We start from the raw sequence: 17950 nt of genomic DNA, 5'->3' as shown, positions 1-17950 counted from the left end.
GCCGCTCGTGCCTGGCGTGGCAAAAGGTCGGTACGAGCCCTCTTCGACCGATGCTGCGCGGTGCACGAATGGCTCCTTGTGCTGGGTTATTTCTCACCGAAAGCCACGTTCAGGCCCAGGACAACCAAGAGACCACCGCTCAAGCGCTTCATCAGGCGACCTGCCGCAGCTGAGCCTTTGAAGAACTCGATGATCCTGTCTGCAAGCGCCACAAAGATGACGTCTGCGCTAAAAAAGAACAGATTGGCGAATGTTCCAAGTAACAAAAGCTGAACCGAAATCGGGAATGTTGCTACCGGATCAGTAAATTGCGGAAGAAAAGCGACAAAAAAAATCGCAGTCTTTGGATTGAGAATTTCAACCGTAGCACTCTCCCAAAATGCCCGCTTGAGAGATTTGACCTGAAGGATTTCAATTTGGTTGCTCTGTGGCTCCCGATCAAACAGCATCTTGAGACCCAGCCAAATGAGGTACGCAGCACCTGCGATTTTCAAGGCGAAATACAATACCGGAACCGCAGCAAACACGAGCGCGAGGCCAAAAGTTGCCGCCAGAACATGGAAAAATCCACCGACCTGCATACCCAAAGCGGCGAACCAACCCGCCTTACGACCACCTGCCATTGTTTGCGCTGCTGCGTAAAACATTCCCGGGCCTGGCATGTAGGCAAAAACAGTGGTCGCAATAAAGAATGCGGCAAGTAGCTCAACCGACGGCATTATCTTCTCCCTCTTTATTCTGCATAAATGCTAACGGTCCCGCAGACCGGGACGCAGGCTATCGCGTGGCAATCACCGCCGCTGCGCCACCAAGAGAAGTCGCTCCTACCCGGTTTGCGATCCTCACCGCACGCGGTGTCCGCAACATCTTGCGAGCATGTGGGCGAGCATGATCCATGCAATGTCAATGCCCGCCAGAACAATGACCGTAACGGTCGCCACGGCATTGCCATGTGTGGACGGTTCCTGTTTAGCAAGAGTTTTTTGACGCAGTGATCATCGCGGCTTGCGGTCATGTGTCCGGCCTGATTGCGCGGCACCGATGACCGCTGGCCCTGATGAAGTCCGCGTGCCAAGTCCCGATCAAGTTGCCGGACTACGTCTGTCCTGGCAATGCCAATGAAGGTCACCACCAACACAACTTTTCGGAAATACCTCCATATTAACCTTCTTTCCACGAGCTTGACGGAAGGAAAATTCGCAAGTTCAAATATATCCAAATACCATATAACATAACCCGATTAAGATCATAGCAACCCCAGCCAATCGCCCCCAGTGATCACCGTGAGGCAACAGTTTTTCAGCTAGTACAAATGCTGTAACAGCAGCGATACAGGCGAGGTTCATCACTCCACCGACAAACAGCAAACCCATTAGCATCCAGCAGCAGCCTAGACAATAAAAGCCGTGGGCGGCACCCATGCGAATTGCGCCGAGAAGACCTTTTGAATAGTTCGTCGCCAAAAACACTAACGGCGAGCGACAGTGTCTTAAACATCTGCCCTTCAAGGATGTGAATTGCCAGATGCCTGCACCAATCAAGATCAACGCCGCCAGAAGTGGGCTAGAGGCAACCATCATTGGCGAAAGCAATGCGACCTTTTCCAGTCCCCATTGCAATATCGTGGCTACGACAGAAAATCCGACCCACACAATAATATAGCCTGAGGCGAACCAGCAACCAGCAACACCAGAAGCCCCTCTAGTAGAAGCTTTGGCATTCATGCGCGAAAAAATCAGTATGCTGCGAATGGCGGTCGGGACCATCATTCCAATCATCATTACCACCCACATACCGAACATTACGGTAAAATCCGCGAAGGTCCATGGTGTGAGCCCCAAATTCATGGGCGCCATTTTGCCGGTCATGTCAATAAACAGTGCCCAACTCAAAACGATAAACCCACCGACGGCCACTGTTAACACGCCCCTGTCCCACCACGACAACGAAATTGGAACAGAGTTCATCATGCAGACGCCACCAATCCATCTTGGTCATAGTGATGGACACAGTACTGCGCGAAGCTTGCCTCGAGCTCCATCTCCAGAGGACCACTTACCGACGCAGTACCCCTACCAATTTCAGCGTAGGTAAACTCGAAACTGCCGCTGGGTCGCGCAATCGCGATGTGAAATGCGTCACCGTTAAACTCATTGACAATCGGTTCGCCTGTGGCCTTGACGTATCCAGGAATATCAAGTTTTGCCACCCTTGCACTGAGGTTAATTTCAAGTTCAATAGGCGCGAAAACAGGATCAAATACCTCTGAGCAAGTGCTATTGAAGACCGAAAAATGATTCGTCCCCGGCTCACCAGTTTCACCGAGAATAATCTTTTTAAGAGCTTCACGCTGCAACTCATCAGCATACTCGTCGATAATTATCAACTCACGTCCGTTCCCCTCTGCTATTTCACCTGGCCAGATGATCATGAACGCCCATTTCAGTCCCGTGAGTGAGACTTCGTTAAAGTACCCGTCCTCCAAGTATCCTGCCTCGACGAACTGGCAAAATCCGTGAGTCGACGGCAAATTGAATTGACATCCGCAATTGGAGGCACAATTGCAATTCCCAAAAGTGTGGCTCTTTATCATCCACTTGTCGGGCATGGAGATTTTCCTTTTAATCTATTGATACGTAAACAGGCGGTGCGAGCCACACTGTTCTGAAGCGACGGCTTTGTGGTGCGAGAAATTTGGTAGCCTCCGACCAGTCCATAGAGGGCTATCGTAGGTAACCCACGCCCATCCAGTTCAAAAAACGAACTAACAATGGTATTAAAAATGTACTGATGTTGATTTCCGCTGAGGAGTGCCCCGGTAGGCCCCAAAATTTTCACTGAAAATTGACTCATGTGAACAACTTCCCCCGACAGTTTCGTGAGCTATGGCTGAATCTGGTGTTTGGGCGGTTTGAAAGCTGGCGGTGCATCTGGTTGGTTTGATGTCGCCAAACAAACCACCAACCATCGAGCACGCACCACCATGGATGACGCTACCATCATCGAATTTGCCGGTCGAGACACCGTGCCGGACCCGCTGACGGATCTTCTGCGCAAGGGCGCGCCGGAGCTTCTGCAAACGGCTGTCGAGGCGGAGTTGGCCGCTTTCCTGGCCGAATTTGCGAAACATCGCACCCCGGAGGGCCGGGCCGCGGTTGTTCGCAACGGACACCACCCCGAACGCGCCGTGCAGACCGGGATCGGCCCGGTCACGGTGCAGATCCCGAAGGTGCGCTCGAAGACGAACGCTCCGGTGACGTTCCGCTCGGCGCTGGTCCCGCCTTACGTCCGCAAGGCGAAGTCGATCGAGGCGGCGCCGCTCTGGCTGTACCTCAAGGGCATCTCTACGGCCGAGATGGGCGCGGCACTCAAGGCGCTCCTGGGCCCGGACGCGACCGGCTTCTCGGCCAAGACAGTGGCGCGGTTGAAGACGCAATGGGCGGCCGAGTACGACGCCTGGCGCAAGGCCAATCTTGGCCGTGATGAATGGGTCTATGTCTGGGCCGACGGGATTTACAGCGGCTTGCGCGGCACAGATGACCGGCTCTGCGCCCTGGTCGTGATTGGCGTAAATGCGCTCGGCGAGAAGCATTTCCTAGCCATTGAGGACGGCGTGCGGGAAAGCACCCAAAGCTGGCGCGAGGTCCTGCTGGGGCTCAAAAGCCGCGGCCTCAACGCTCCGAAACTGGCGGTCGGCAATGGGGCCATGGGATTTTGGGCGGCTCTTGAGGAAGTCTATCCCACCACCCGGCAACAGCGCTGCTGGGTGCATAAGACGGGCAACATTCTGAACTATCTGCCAAAGCGCAGCCAGCCCAAGGCAAAGAAGGCGCTGCACGACATCTGGCAGGCCGAGACCCGTGAAGATGCCCGCAAGAAGTTTGACTTGTTCGTCGGCACCTGCGAGGCGAAATACCCCAAGGCCGTCGAATGCCTGGTCAAGGACCGCGACGAACTGCTGATCTTCTACGACTTCCCCGCCCAGCACTGACAGAGCATCAGGACGTCAAATCCCATCGAGAGCGCGTTCGCCACCATCCGCCACCGCACGAAACGCACCAAGGGATGACTGAACCGGGACGGGATGCTCCACATGATGTTCAAGCTCGGCCAATGCGCTGAGAAGAGCTGGCTCAAGCTGCGCGGCTTCGCTCATCTCGCAGACGTCATCGAAGGCGTCGATTTCATCAACGGCATAAAGCCATCAACACAAGATCAGGCCGCCCCTTGATGACAGTCCAAACACCAGATTTGACAATAGCTCATCGACGGCACGCCAGAGCCATAATGACCGGTCCGCGATCTTCACCACGACCTCATCCAAATGGCAGACATCGCCGGGGCGGGCCTGCCGGCGGCGCAAGTTGCGCGCGATCAGCGACCCGAACTTGCGGGTCCAGCGTCGGACCATCTAGTAGGAAACGTCGATGCCGCGCTCCAGCAGCATCTCCTCGACTTCGCGCATGCTAAGGTTGAGGCGAACGTGCAGCCAGACCGCGTGAGTGATGATCTCGGGCGGGAAGCGGACCACGCAACGCGGCCGTACCCACGATGTCGACCATCTCATTATCCCTTATCTGGGCAGCAAGCGGCTCAATCAGGTGACCCAGGCGGATTTGGTTTCCTGGAAAGACGGGCTGCCCGGCAGTGCCTCCAGCGGCAACCGCGCACTCGCCGTTTTGCCCGGCATGACGCGGCACGCGGAACTGCTGAGCCTTCAACCGCCCGGCAGAAAGCCAAGCAAGGAGCGGGGACAAAGTGAACCTTTGCTGCAGTGGTACCACTAACCGATTACCCAGCAATCGGATCCTGCTCGCAAATTGGTACTTCAGGCAATTCATAGTAGTCGCCTTTTGTATCTACATGGATTTGTGTTTCCATTTTGAGGCCAGTTTCCCCGTCTAGGCTCCCTGCAAAGATGGACGTGACCGAACGATCCCCAGGCTGCCAAAATAATTGACCTCCGCAGGTTCCGCAAAAGCCCCGGCGCGCATCCCTCGACGCGTGAAACCAGGTCACGTCCCCGGCGATATGCAGGTTGGCAGTCGGGGTTTGTGTCGCGGCAACATAATGGCCGCTTGTTTTTCGGCATTGATTGCAATGGCATGCCATAACCGGGCGCAAACCCCCGTCGACGCGATAGGTGATTTTTTGGCACAGACAGCCACCGGTGTAGCTTTTCATCTCATTGGTCCTTAGTAGAGTACACATGTACGGAATTCGACGCTACGCCGTGCTGGAAGATCAGCAGTTTCATCGGCATGCGTAAAAGCGCTGTGGGGGCAGGCTGCGCTGGTTCCCGGAGCCGCGAGGTCAATGCTCTTGAACAGCAATAATTCGTCACGCGTCATTTCCGGGTAATAATACCACCGATGATAGGGTCGGTAGCGCAGCTCATAGATTTGACCGCGCCGATCCGGGTAGACCAGATCACAGGCGACCAGGTCATTCGGAGCGACCGATTGGCAATCAGCCAGTGCCAGAGGCGCGATGCGCACCGGCTCTTTCAGAGGTCGCCAGGCATTTATCTGTGCGACGCGTCTGTGCCCGACGGAGATCCCTAGGGTCTTGAGCTTTTCCATGAAAGATCGTTTGGTGTAATCCACATGAGCGTGGCGCGCGGTGCCGCGTGTGCTATTGCCAGGAGCGCTGCTGCGGATCGTGTGATCAATAATAAGTACCTCAGCTGCGCCCGTTGTTGCCAATATGGCCTGCTCAACTTCCTCATATCCAAATGAGGGCACATCTGCTTCTTCGATATCTTCAGCAAGCCGGGTCTCCGACGCCACCAATTGAAAACCATTGGCATCCAGCTGTGGCAAAACATCTTGGCACCGTGCGTCCAGGATGCGCACAGATTGCGCGTCAAATAAACCGCGCCGCTCTGCGGGCTGTCCATGCGGCTTGATAACATAGCAGGGCTTTTCTTCGTTCTGAGCAACAAAGGTGATTTCTGCGACTGTATCCATTTTGCGTCCTCCTCATGTTCTAATGAAGAAGAAGCAGGAATGCCGCAAACTTTGAATCTTTAAGCAATGAAATAGGTGTTCTATACTATGCTTATGCCTAGGAACCTCCCGCCCCTTGATCATCTTCGTGCCTTTGAAGCTGCAGCACGGCGCCTGAGCTTCAAAGAGGCTGCAAACGAAATGAATGTCACCCCCGCGGCTGTTGGGCAAAGGATCAGGGCGCTCGAAACCATTTTGAACTGTAAACTGTTTGTCCGAAGTATCAGGCAGGTTGCTTTGACGTCCGAAGGCCAGCTGTTGTTCGAGGATATGTCTGTGGCGATTTCAGCGATCAGGAATGGCATCTCGCAGCATTGGGCGCGTCAGAACAATCGTGCCCTTCGGATCAGCACGACAAACAGCTTCACAGAACTCACATTGCTGCCCCTATTGCCGGGTTTCACATCCCGCTACCCAAACGAGAATGTCCGCATCATTTCGACCGATGAAAAACTCGACCCGTCGAAACAGGAAACGGATGTCTGTATTCGTTTCGGGCGAGGTCATATAGCGGGATGTGAAACCGTTTCTCTCGGTAAAGAGTTCTACCTGCCAGTGTGCTCGCCGGACCTTATGGGGAGCCATCCAGAACCAGTTACACCTGCCGATGTTCAAGGTCTTCCACTTGTTGAAGAAGAGTGGCCCATCGAACGCGCCGCAGCCCCAACCTGGCGAAGCTGGATGAACAAACGCAATATCGAGTTTGCTCCGAAATGCCCAATGATTAAAGTGTCACTTGAAGCACATGCCGTCAGGGCCGCGGTCCAGGGGCAAGGCGTGGCAATGGTGAGTTTTCGGGCGGTCGCAAAGCTGATCGAAAATGGAACACTTGTCGAGTTGTTCGGCCCGGCCGGGCGCGACCGGGCAGCTTTTAACTATCACCTTGTCTGGCGGAAAGACGAGATATCGCCATTGGTAAATAAGTTTGTCGACTGGGCGAAGACTGCATTGACCCACGTTGCGTAAATCTTCTTGGCTCCGCTTGCCGATAGCAGGCACTCGAGCCGAAGGCCGACATTCGAACAACACGCAGCATCTGTAACTCTGGGCTCGCAGTCAGACTCCGCCGCTCGCCGCCCGAATGCCCGCTGCCATCTGAAGAACAGCGCTCTTTGGCCTGAACGGTTAGCAAAACGCCTGCAATTGCGGACGCTTCACCGGAAAAATCGACGATCAGGTGCACGGCTGGTCCCGGCACCCGCGGGCCAAATTGGACCTGTCGCGGTTTGATGCCGCTCCAAGTGCTCGTTTAAGCCACCTGTCGTTCGAAAGCGACGGGACTTTTCCAGCCCAGTGCTGAGTGGCGGCGGCGCGGGTTATAGAACCCGTTGATGTATTCGAAGATAGCCATCTCAGCCTGCCGCCGCGTTTCCCATGATCGCCGCCAGATCAGCTCGGCCTTGATGGATTTGAAGAAGGTCTCGACGGCCGCATTGTCATAGCAATTTCCTTTGCCGCTCATCGACACGCTGAACCCGTGTTGTTGCAGGATTTTCTGATAGTCGTGAGAACAGTATTGCGATCCACGATCCGTATGATGGATGCAGCCCATAGGCGGTGATCTGAAGGCTATAGCCATCTTCAACGCCCGGATCACCAAGTCCCGTTTGATCCGATTGCTCACGGCCCAACCGATGACCCGCCGGGAATGCAGGTCCAGGATGACAGCGAGGTATCGCCAACCCTCACGGGTCCAGACGTAGCTGATATCGCCAGCCCATTTTTGGTTTGGTTGGTCGGCAATGAAATTCCGATCCAGCAGATTGGGTGCGATGTAGAACTTGTGGTCGCTATCCGTCGTGGCCTTGTGTTTGCGGGTCCTGACAACGGATATGCTGTTCTGTCGCATCAATCTGCCCACACGCCGATGCCCAACATTCAGTCCGATCTCCTTCAGCTCTTCAGTCATTCTTGGCCGACCATAGCTGCCCAGGCTGAGACGCGATTGCTCCTTGATGTGGGCCAATGTCACCAGATCAGATCGCTGCCTGCGACTGGCAGGACGGCTGCGGAATGCACGCAAACCACGCGCGCTCACGTCCATAACCTTACACAAGCGTTCTGTTGGAAACTGATTTCGGTGTTCTTCAATGAACTTAAACCTCACGGCTTTTGGCTCGCGAAGAACACCGTGGCCTTCCTAAGAAACAGCCAACTCCTGTGGCATGGGCGCCAAGGCATAGCCGAGTGTTTTCGCGCGACGCTGGAGATTTGAGAGCACACGTTGCCGGTGTCGCTCGTCGTAGGCTGCCGCCCCCTGACCCTGGTAGGCCATGCCATGGCGGATGGCATTGTAGAACAAAACGGCAATCTTGCGCGCCGTGGCCGTCACCGCCTTTTGCTTGCCGATCCGCGCCGAGGGCCGTGTCACTCCGGCCAATTGTGACGGCAGCCAGCCGCAGAAGTGCAGCGGCGCGGCTTGAAGATCGACGCGTCCGCGAAGACAGCAGCTTGCCGCCAGAGATCTTGTTCCCCGGGGCCAGACAGAGCCACGACGTGAAGTGCTTGGCGCTCTTCCAGGCATGCAGGTCCGTGCCGCATTCGGCCACCAGCTTCGGAGCCAGCGATGGCCCGAGGCCGTGGATCTGCGTCAGATCTGTGCCCAACACCCCGTAGAGCGCAGCCCGCACATCGAAGGATGGCGCATTATGCTGCCTGCCCTTGATCCGCGCCTTGGGCAGCGGGGCCAGATCATCGTCTGCGCGGACCGTCAGCGCCCCCACCGCAGCCTCCAGCCTACGGTCGCACGTCTCGATCTGTGCCTTGTAGAAGTCGTAAAGCTCCAGCGACTGTGTCAGGGCAAAGACATGCTCCTCGCGGTCGTTGCCGACCAGCGCGGCTTTGATCGTGTCCATAGAGGATTTGCAGCGGACATCCCGGAACGCGGCAAGAACCTCCGGATCGCGCTCGCCGGCGACGATGGCACGGATGATCCGCATGCCGGTCGCACCAGTGATGTCGGAGACGACATGATGAAGTTGCAGGTTCATCTCCATGAGTGCCTTCTGCATGTGCTGGATATGGGCGGCAGCATACTCAGTGAGCCGTTCCCGTTGGCGCATGTAGGCGCGCAGGGTGGCGATCTCGGCCTCGGGGCGGAAACTGCCACGGAGCAACCCATAAGAGTGCAGCTGGCGCAGCCATCCCGCATCGCTGACGTCCGTTTTGCGGCCTGGCACATTCTTGGCATAGCGGGCATTCACCAGGATGACCTCGAAGCCATTCGCCTCCAGGATCTCGAAGGCCGGTATCCAGTAAACGCCGGTCGATTCCATGGCCACGCTGGTGACGTCGCACGACCGGAACCACTCGGCGAGGTCGTGCAGGTCTTGTGTGAACGTCCCGAAGGCGCGCACCGGCATGGTGTCCGTGTCGGGGTTCACAGCCGCCATGTGCATGGTCGAGCCGATATCGATCGCAGCCGCATTGGGGTTGACCATCTTCAGGTCCGGGTGGTCGCCGGTCTTGGGCTTTGTCATGACATCTCCTCCGTTCAAGGCGAAGGACGTGAGCCATGCAAGTTCGTCATCTTCCTAACCGGGATCGCCGCGATGGCGACGTCACCACTCTCAAGTGCGCATCAGCCCATGTGCCACGTTTTTTAACGGGGTCCATCCCACCAATAAGCGATCGGCAACTGCCCTTCAGGCGCAGCATAGCACAAGCTGTTTATACTGCGCACAGGCGGGCGGCGGCCCGGAACCTTTTTTAAGATTTCCCTTTCCTCCTTAAGAATGCGGTTCTCGCGCCGAAGCCGATCATTCTCTTGGGCAAGGCTCAAATCCTCCTTCGACACCACATCCGGGTCTCGGTGTGCCGTGATCCATTTGTTCAGCGTCGACATCCCGACACCCAGATCGTCAGCCACCTGTTTGCGCGTCAGCCCACTGATCAACGCAATGCGCACCGCGTCCTTGCGGAATTCGTCAGTCCTTCCACGCCCCATAGTTTGTCTCCTTTGTTGCAGTAAATGCTATCAAAGGAGCGGCATCAAACCGCGACAGGTCCAAATTCATCGTTGCACTAACGCAAGTCGGCAATGAGCTGAGGGTGTGTGGAAACTCGCCTGGTTTCTCGACGATGAGGATGTTTCAGTCGATTTTGTGGGGGCAGCCGGATTTTGGGTCACTTTAGCGCCCTATACGCCGGAGAGGGCTGAATCCGTGATCTTGTGGCGTTTTTTGCGGTACGATTTGAGCTGAGCGCCGCCCATCAGGCCGGAATGGCTGTCAGAAGCCCACGTACCCCGATCAGGGCGATCATCCGTTTGATGTTATAGGCGAGGACATGGAAGGCCATCTCGGTGCGGACGTTCTTGAGCGTTCGCATCCGGAAGTGCGTCGCTCCTATCCAGCTCTTGATCGTGCCGAACGGGTGCTCGACGGTTGAGCGGCGGAGGCCCATCAAGGCCGGGTTGCGGCTCAAGCGGTCGCGCATCTCGTCGACCAAATGCTCGTGTTCCCATCGGGTGATACGACGTTCCTTGCCGGTCGTGCAGCGCGCCTTGACAGGGCATGTCTGACAGACGTTGGTCCAGTATCGCCGTACCACCAGGCCGCCTTCTTCGGTCGTGTAGCGGTAAGTCAGCGTCTCACCTGCCGGGCATCGGTAGATATCCGCATCCGCGTCACAGGCAAAGTCGGCCTTCACATACATGCCCTTCTTGCGGTTGCCCGAAGTCTCGGGCCGGGGGAGGGTTGTGGTGATGCCAGCCTCGTGACAGGCCAGAATTTCCCGGCCGCTGAAATAGCCCTTGTCAGCGACCGCGCTCATTTCGCCGCGTCCGAGAGCGGCCTTCGCCGCCTTGGCCATCGATGACAGCTGTTCACGGTCATGCCCGGCATTGATCACGTCATGCGCGACAATCAGATGGGTCCCGGTATCCACTGCGGATTGGGCGTTATAGCCCACAAAACCGCTGCCTTTGGCGCTGGTGGCCATGGAGCGGGCATCCGGATCCGTCAGGAAGATCTGCCTGTCTGGGCTCTCCCTGAGCGCCTCGCCCATGTCCACCAGGCGCTCGATCTCCTGCCGGATGCGCTCGCAGCGTTGCGCCAGGTTGGCGATCTTCCCGGCCCGGGCCTCGCCCTCTTCCTGACGGTCGACCCGGACCATTTCTTCAAGGTAGCGCTCGATGCTCGCGACCAGATGGGCGGTGCGGCTGGCGATCTTGCCTTTGGTGAAGTTCTTGTCGCGATTATTCACCGCCTTGAACTTGGAGCCATCGATGGCAACACAATCCCCCTTCAGCACCCCGATCCGGCGGCAGAGTTCGACGAACTGCGCACAGGTCCGCCGGATCGCAGGGCCGTTCTCAGGGAAATTGATCCCCCGGATCAATTCCTGGTCCTTCGAACTCGCGCCGGAAGTCGGCGATCGTCTTGTGGTCCGGGACAAGCCGGCCCGTCAGCCACATCACCTCGACATTGCGCCCAGCCTCCCGCTCAAGGGCACGGCTCGAAGGGGCGCGGTTCAGATAGCCATAGATGAACAGCTTCAGCAGGACCGAAGGGTGATAGCCGGGCCGTCCTGTCTGCGCCGGCGCCGTCCGCAGGAAACCGATCTCCCCAAGATCAATCTCGTCCACGTAGAGGTCAATCACGCGGACCGGATTATCCTCGTCTATCCAGTCTTCCAGCCGGGCCGGAAAAAGTGTCACCTGACTGCGGTCCGTACCCTCGATATATCCCGACATGCCTGCCTCCGGTCTTTGCCGAAAAGCATACAGCATCCGGAGTTTTCACACATGGGGTAATCGCGGGAGCGCGTCGTTGTAAGGTCAGTGATTCATGCCTTTGAACGGGTGGTTGTTCCCCGAGAGGATGGAAAAATGGGCTCACGACTGGACGCCGGGCCCAAGCATCAGAAGGAGAACAACCATGTGTGAGTATATCGGCCTCGACGTGTCACTGAAAGAGACGGCGATTTCTGTGCGCCGTGACGGCAATCGGGTCTGGCGGGGTAAATGTCCTTCCAAGCCGAGCGCGATCTCTGAAGTTCTGCGCAGGCGCGCTCCTGCGGCGCAGCGGATCGTATTCGAGATAGGCCCGCTATCTGTCTGGTTCTTTCACGCGTTGAGCAAGGAAGGGCTCCCAGCCATCTGCATCGATGCGCGCCATGCAAAGGCCGCGCTCGACATGGCCCCGAACAAGACCGACGCGAACGACGCCGACGGCCTCGCGCATTTGGCCGAGGTCGGGTTCTACCGCGAAGTGCGGGTGAAGGGTTTCGACAGCATGCTGACGCGAACACTGGTGGCGGCACGCACCCGGCTGGTCCGGATTGCGACCGAGCTCTCCAACCAGATCCGGGGTCTGATGAAGACCTTCGGGCTGGTTGTCCCGCGCAGAAAGGGCAGTCGGTTCGAGGAAGAGGTCCGCCGCCTGCTCTCCGGCCAGGAAGACCTCGCCAGTATCTTGATGCCGGTCCTGGAGGCTTGGCGTAGCGTCCGCACCCGGGCCGCGGAACTCACGCGGCAAGTTCTGGCCACAGCCCGGCAGAGCGATGCCTGCCGATTGCTGATGTCGATTCCTGGCATCGGCGCAATTACAGCGTCCGCATTCGTGACAGCTATCGAGGAACCGGAGAATTTCCGAAAGTCGCGTTCGGTCTGGGCCTGGCTGGGCTTGACGACCCGCCGTTACCAGTCCGGCGAAGTCGACTACGGCGGTCACATCTCCCGGCGCGGCGACGCCCATTTGAGAGGTCTGCTCTACGAGGCCGCAACCGTGGTCCTGACGCGAACCCGCGCCGACAGCGATCTGCGTCATTGGGGACTACGTCTACGGGAAACCATCGGTTTCAAGCGCGCTGCCGTCGCTGTGGCCCGCAAACTGGCCGTCATCATGCACGCGATGCTGAAATCTGGCGAGCCCCTCCAACGGGCGGGTGCCGCTCCGACATGAAAAGAGATCGGCGCATCTGACTGCGCTGACGCAACACGAGACGTCTCCGCCGGGACGTGGGGAGAGCCATTCCGCTGAGGCTGTTGCACTGCTGGCCACCTGGTCCGAAGCGTGCGTTTCACACATTGGAAGGCTCAACCGCGAAGCCCCATCATGCGGCGGCCGATGCCGACCGCGAAGACAACACTGCCCCCGGCAATGGTGACGGCCCGCCACCAGACAAAAGACTTGCATTACGAGGTGCGATTAGACAACAGCCTCAGCCCATTGCAGAAGTGTCCAAATCTCGCTGCAGGCGCACGCCGCATGAAAAATGCCGCAGGAGCACAGAATCCCATGCAGCTAAGCAGCACGAAGACCGGCCATTCATGCACCCTGCAGCGAGATTAGAAAGGTCAACTAACAGGGTGTGGACAGACTCTCCATCGCGGCGCCGAGCGGGTGCGGTCCCGCTTCATCCTGACGCTTGACGCAGGAAAACTCGCCCGGCTGCCCCGGTTGCTGGCGGTATGAGGCTGCATAAGGCCGCCACAGGCTTGCTTCCAGCCACCCGATCCGGAAGATCGTTGAGGGAACTCATCCAAACAGAGAGAACAGCGTCCCGCTGGCCTGACTAAAGCAGTGACCGGTTAAACTCCGGCATCCGGAACTTGCGCCGATATTCACTTGGCGTCAGCCGTGTGACACGCTTGAAAAGGCGCCGGAAAAACGCCGGTTCCTCATATCCTACGTTCCAGCCGATCTGGTCGATCGGCGTATCGGTGCGTTCCAGTCGTCGCTTGGCCTCTTCGACGCGAAGGTACTGGACATATTTGATCGGCGGCGTACCCGTCGCTTTTGTGAACCGTCGCTTGAAGCTGCGTCCCGGCAGGCCCGACCGGCGCTCCAGTTCCTCGACCGGACTGGCGATAGTATAGTTCTTCTTCAGCCAATCCTGGAGATCACGCACCACCGCATCGCCGTGATCGAGTGGCGGGTTGAACGTGACATAGGGCGCCTGCCCGTCCACATGCCATTGCAACAGCATGAATCGCGCGATGGCCTGCGCCGCTGTCGGTCCGACGAGGCGGGCAATCAGGTAGAGCACCAGGTCGTGCCACGAGGCCGAGGCGCCCGACATCACGAAATCTCGGCGCTCGCCGCTGGCGACCAGCACCTCCTGCAACTTGAGCTGCACCTTCGGGAAATTGCGCCGGAACGTGTGCTCATAGGCCCAGTGAATCGTTGCCTCACGCCCATCCAGCAGACCGGTTTCCGCCAGCAGCAGAACGCCCGAGCAGGCCGAACACAGGATCGCGCCCTCAGCATGCCGGGCGACAAGCCAATCCACCAGTTCCGGGTATCGGCCGGGCACCCATTCAGCGTCCTCGACCAGCATCGAGGGCACGATCACGATATCGGTGCGGTCAACCTTGTCTAAGGTTATGCCGCCGCCATGCGGCAACCCGCTGGCGCCGGTTTCCGGCATGTCTTGCGGGGTGACGATCTGCACGTCGAAGGGTGGATCCCGGGGCATCGCGTCGTCGAAGCTGCCGAGCGTTTCGAACAGGGTCAGAACCTCATAGAGGCCGGCAAGCGGAGAGATCATCACTTCGGGCAAAGCGATAAGGCTGACATGGGTCGCGCGGGGGGGCATTTTCTCCTCCTTGGCACAAATGAACCGATTTCGATGAGTATCGATCTTACGCGACCGGAATGCAACCGGCAGGATGTGTGCATCTGTTCTCGATACAAAAGGAAACGCACATGTCGTTGGACGACAACAAACTCAACGCCTTCGTCGACAAGGCTGTGACCGACCTTGCCGCCGGATATGGCGGCGTGATGGTCAGCCTGGGCCGCAAGTTGGGGCTCTACGAGGCAATGGCGGGGGCCGGACCAATGAGTTCGCGCGAGATCGCGGACCGGGCCGGTTGCGCCGAGCGCTATGTACGCGAATGGCTGAACAGCCAGGCCGCGGGCGGTTATCTGGTCTATCATCCTTCAAGCCAGACCTACGAACTGCCACCCGAGCACGCCGTCGTGCTGGCCGACGACACCAGCCCCGTCTACATCCCGCCCGCCTGGGACGTGCCGGCCTCAATGTGGTTCGACGAGGATCAGGCCATCCGCGCCTTCCGCACCGGCGAAGGCGTCCCGTGGGGCAACCACGACGCGCGCCTGCATTGCGGATCTGCCGCGTTCTTCCGCAACGCCTATCGCGGTGAACTGGTGGCCAACTGGCTGCCCGCGCTCGATGGTGTCGAAGACAAGCTCAAGGCAGGCGGCCGCGTCGCGGATATCGGCTGCGGACACGGCTATTCCTCGATCATCATGGCCGAGGCCTTTCCGAAATCGCACTTCAGCGGTTTCGACACGCACGAGGCGTCAATCCGAACCGCCCGCGAGAATGCCAGGGAAGCCGGGGTTGAGGATCGCGTCTCCTTCGAGTTGGCCGATGCCGCTTCCGTGCCGGAGGCAGGCTTCGACCTCATCTGCTTTTTCGACTGCCTACACGACATGGGCGATCCGGTGACCGCCGCCAAACGGGCCCGCGAGACGCTTGCCAAGGATGGCACGGTGATGCTGGTCGAGCCCTATGCGCAGGATCGCGTCGAGGACAACCTGACCCCGGTCGGGCGGCTCTACTACGCGGCCTCCACTACGCTCTGCTGTGCGCATGCGCTGTCGGAGGACGGGGGCTGGGCGCTCGGTGCGCAGGCGGGTGAGGAACGTCTGGCGGACGTATTCGCCAAGGCCGGGTTCTCGCACTTCCGCCGCGCGACCGAGACGCCGTTCAACCTGATCCTCGAAGCGAGGCCCTGAAACCCGCCCCCGAAATCAATCCGAAAGGAGTCTTCGACAATGCGACATTTCATTTTGACCACCACCCTGATCGCAGCCGCCCCGCTGGCCGCAACAGCCGAACAGGCGATAACGCTCGATTTCATTGACCATATCGAGGCCGGGCTGAACGAGCTTGATGTCTTCGTAGCCCGCGAGGGCGAGCCGACGCATGTCTATCGCCCGGCGCCGGACGAGGCCGCGGCGCGGTTGGGCGACCAGATCTTTGCCGGCGCCGGGCCGGTTGCGCACAATCCGTTTGATGCCGAGGCGATCGGTCCGCATCTCAAGGGCCGACCGCTCGGCATGACGCTTGGCGACTGGCTCGCAGCCGACGGCAGCGCGACCGTGACCTGCGCGGACGGTACCGGCACGGTCGAATCCGTGTTCACCGGCCTTGTGCCCGAGGGCGTCTACACAATGTGGTATTCCTTCGTGCCCCAACCGCCGACGGAGCCCTTTACCGGCGCGCTCGATCTGCCGCTCGGCGCCCGCGACGGGTCGCAATCCGGCTTCACCGCCGATGCGAAAGGCAGTGCGACCTTTGAAGCCACGTTCGAGCCCTGCCTGCAGCCCAGCGATCCGCAGCTGTTGGCGATGCTGGCGATTACCTGGCACGGCGACGGTGAAACCTACGGCTCTGCGCCCGGCTCGTTCGGCAATCTGTCGCATGTGCAACTGTTCGCGCCGCTGCCCGCGGCGAGCGAGAGTTAAAGAACCTGCGGCGGGCGGCATGCTCCGCCCGCCGCCGTCAAGGGAAGGACAAACAAATGACCACCGGATTTCTATGGGACGAGCGCTATGCCTGGCATGACGCCGGGCCCGCATCGAGCAACCGCTGGGCCGAACCCTGGCCCGCCTTCGATCGGCCCGAGGCGAAACGCCGCCTGCGCGGGCTGACTGAGGCCAGCGGCCTGCTTGCCCAACTGGCCCCGATCGCGGCCCGCCCGGCGAGTGATGAGGAATTGCTGCGGTTCCACGACGCGGATTATCTGAAGAAGATCGCGGAGATGAGCGCGGCCGGGGGCGGCGAGGCCGGCGAGGCCGCAACCTTCGGACCCAACGGCGACGAGGTGGCGCGGCTGGCCGCCGGTGGCTGCCTTGCCGCGACCGATGCGGTGCTGAACGGCGAAGTCGAAAATGCCTACGCTCTGGTACGGCCTTGCGGGCATCATGCCGAGCCCGACCGCGGGCGAGGCTTCTGCATCTTCGGCAATGTCGCACTGGCTGTGCATCATGCCCGCGCTATGCACAATGTCTCGCGCGTCGCGGTGATCGACTGGGATGTGCATCACGGCAACGGCACACAGATGGCGTTCTACGATGACCCCGACGTGTTGACGATCTCACTGCATCAGGACGGTTACTATCCTGTCGACAGCGGTAGACTGGACGAGACCGGCGTGGGCGCGGGCAACGGCTTCAATATCAACTTGCCCCTGCCGCCCGGAAGCGGGCATGGCGCCTATATCGCCGCGTTCGAGAAGGTCGTGACCCCGGCTGTAGATCGCTTCATGCCCGACCTGATCTTCGTCGCGTGCGGCTTTGATGCGGCGATGAGCGATCCGCTTGGGCGGATGCTGTGCCACAGAGACACATTCCGGGAGATGACCAGGGCGACGCTGGCGCTGGCAGACACCCATTGCCAAGGCCGGCTCGTGATGTGTCAGGAGGGCGGATATGCACCGAGTTATGTGCCGTTCTGCGGCCTTGCCGTCATCGAAGAACTGTCCGGCATCCGAACCGAGGTCGAGGATCCGCTGCTCGATTGGTATTCCGCGATCGCGGGCCAGAAACTGCAACCCGCGCAGGAACAGGCCATCGACGCCGCCGCGCGGCAGGCCGGATTGACCGGTTGCCATTCAGAAAACAGGAGGAAATCATGATTGTTGCACGCTGGAGCCTCGATGTCCGGTTCGGCCACAAGGACGCGGCACTCGCGCTGATGCGCAAATGGTGGGACGAGATCGCGCCACAGATCGACTGGACGCCGGATCAGGCTCGCATTGTCGTGGGCTCGGTAGGTGCGGCTGAATCTGCGGTTGTGGTCGAGATCACTCTTAATGACCTTGGTGCCCTTCACACCGCCTGGACCCGTCTCGCCGAGGCCACGGGTCAGGCAGAGTGGGCCAGCGACCTGGAGCCGCACATAGTGTCTGGATCGCCACGATGGGAAGTGTTTCGTGTGATCGCTTAGCCCGCCAGTTTTTTCTT

Annotated in this window: 13 protein-coding genes and 6 pseudogenes; 8 read left to right on the top strand and 11 right to left on the bottom strand. The window is 59.0% G+C overall.

The genetic code is table 11. The annotated features are described in order from the left end of the window. Positions 1–86 precede the first annotated feature (86 nt). The 3 genes from METH_RS21860 to METH_RS21850 all read right to left on the bottom strand — a co-directional run bounded on the left by METH_RS21860 (position 87) and on the right by METH_RS21850 (position 2608). Complete coding sequence (locus tag METH_RS21860) at positions 87–719, bottom strand: LysE family translocator (RefSeq protein WP_024092486.1); 633 nt, start codon at positions 717–719, stop codon at positions 87–89. Positions 720–1205: 486 nt separating this feature from the next. Further along, positions 1206–1970 (bottom strand): DUF2182 domain-containing protein, encoded by a 765-nt coding sequence (locus tag METH_RS21855; RefSeq protein ID WP_024092485.1) that lies wholly within the window; start codon positions 1968–1970, stop codon positions 1206–1208. Beyond that, complete coding sequence (locus METH_RS21850; RefSeq protein ID WP_024092484.1) at positions 1967–2608, bottom strand: DUF1326 domain-containing protein; 642 nt, start codon at positions 2606–2608, stop codon at positions 1967–1969. Before METH_RS21850 ends, METH_RS21855 begins: the two co-directional genes overlap by 4 nt. A gap of 375 nt (positions 2609–2983) precedes the next feature. Here METH_RS21850 and METH_RS21845 point away from each other — a divergent pair. Then, a pseudogene (locus METH_RS21845) lies at positions 2984–4231 on the top strand (IS256 family transposase). Positions 4232–4261: 30 nt separating this feature from the next. Here the strand turns inward: METH_RS21845 and METH_RS25065 are convergent. Beyond that, positions 4262–4567, bottom strand: a pseudogene (locus METH_RS25065) (IS6 family transposase); the annotation flags it as partial. On the opposite strand from METH_RS25065, the gene METH_RS24420 reads away from it, so the two are divergent. Next, positions 4503–4787, top strand: a complete 285-nt coding sequence (locus METH_RS24420; RefSeq protein WP_169731264.1) for a hypothetical protein — start codon at positions 4503–4505, stop codon at positions 4785–4787. The pseudogene METH_RS25065 and the gene METH_RS24420 overlap by 65 nt on opposite strands. Positions 4788–4791: 4 nt before the next feature. On the opposite strand, the gene METH_RS23655 is transcribed toward METH_RS24420, so the two are convergent. Further along, positions 4792–5184, bottom strand: a complete 393-nt coding sequence (locus METH_RS23655) for a GFA family protein (RefSeq protein WP_084013887.1) — start codon at positions 5182–5184, stop codon at positions 4792–4794. 11 nt (positions 5185–5195) lie between these two features. Continuing rightward, complete coding sequence (locus METH_RS21835) at positions 5196–5969, bottom strand: CmcJ/NvfI family oxidoreductase (RefSeq protein ID WP_024092480.1); 774 nt, start codon at positions 5967–5969, stop codon at positions 5196–5198. Between the two features lie 93 nt (positions 5970–6062). On the opposite strand from METH_RS21835, the gene METH_RS21830 reads away from it, so the two are divergent. Further along, entirely contained in the window at positions 6063–6974 is a 912-nt protein-coding gene (locus METH_RS21830) for a LysR substrate-binding domain-containing protein (protein ID WP_169731267.1), read from the top strand. A gap of 283 nt (positions 6975–7257) precedes the next feature. Here METH_RS21830 and METH_RS21825 read toward each other — a convergent pair. From METH_RS21825 to METH_RS21810, 4 pseudogenes are all read right to left on the bottom strand, one after another. Further along, positions 7258–8148 (bottom strand): annotated as a pseudogene (locus METH_RS21825) (IS3 family transposase); the annotation flags it as partial. Continuing rightward, a pseudogene (locus tag METH_RS21820) lies at positions 8149–9487 on the bottom strand (IS110 family RNA-guided transposase). 224 nt (positions 9488–9711) lie between these two features. After that, positions 9712–9954, bottom strand: a pseudogene (locus METH_RS21815) (transposase); the annotation flags it as partial. Between the two features lie 266 nt (positions 9955–10220). After that, positions 10221–11703 (bottom strand): annotated as a pseudogene (locus METH_RS21810) (IS1182 family transposase). A 184-nt stretch (positions 11704–11887) separates the two neighbouring features. On the opposite strand from METH_RS21810, the gene METH_RS21805 reads away from it, so the two are divergent. After that, the gene (locus METH_RS21805) at positions 11888–12913 is read left to right on the top strand and encodes an IS110 family RNA-guided transposase (RefSeq protein WP_024092473.1); all 1026 of its coding nucleotides are present in this window, start codon (positions 11888–11890) and stop codon (positions 12911–12913) included. 613 nt (positions 12914–13526) lie between these two features. Here METH_RS21805 and METH_RS21800 read toward each other — a convergent pair. After that, positions 13527–14549 carry a GlxA family transcriptional regulator gene (locus tag METH_RS21800; protein WP_024092472.1) on the bottom strand — a complete coding sequence of 341 codons (1023 nt, stop codon included), beginning with the start codon at positions 14547–14549 and terminating at the stop codon, positions 13527–13529. Positions 14550–14659: 110 nt separating this feature from the next. On the opposite strand from METH_RS21800, the gene METH_RS21795 reads away from it, so the two are divergent. From METH_RS21795 to METH_RS21780, 4 genes are read left to right on the top strand one after another with little or no spacing between them, the layout of a single operon-like run. Next, complete coding sequence (locus METH_RS21795) at positions 14660–15718, top strand: class I SAM-dependent methyltransferase (protein ID WP_024092471.1); 1059 nt, start codon at positions 14660–14662, stop codon at positions 15716–15718. A gap of 39 nt (positions 15719–15757) precedes the next feature. After that, complete coding sequence (locus METH_RS21790; RefSeq protein ID WP_024092470.1) at positions 15758–16450, top strand: hypothetical protein; 693 nt, start codon at positions 15758–15760, stop codon at positions 16448–16450. A gap of 56 nt (positions 16451–16506) precedes the next feature. Continuing rightward, positions 16507–17622 carry a class II histone deacetylase gene (locus METH_RS21785; protein ID WP_024092469.1) on the top strand — a complete coding sequence of 372 codons (1116 nt, stop codon included), beginning with the start codon at positions 16507–16509 and terminating at the stop codon, positions 17620–17622. Next, positions 17619–17933, top strand: coding sequence for a hypothetical protein (locus tag METH_RS21780; RefSeq protein ID WP_024092468.1), 315 nt, complete (start codon positions 17619–17621; stop codon positions 17931–17933). Before METH_RS21785 ends, METH_RS21780 begins: the two co-directional genes overlap by 4 nt. The last annotated feature ends 17 nt before the right edge of the window (positions 17934–17950 follow it).

It is taken from the genome of Leisingera methylohalidivorans DSM 14336 (assembly GCF_000511355.1).
Classification (GTDB): domain Bacteria; phylum Pseudomonadota; class Alphaproteobacteria; order Rhodobacterales; family Rhodobacteraceae; genus Leisingera; species Leisingera methylohalidivorans.
This window is presented reverse-complemented; position numbering and strand designations above follow the sequence as displayed.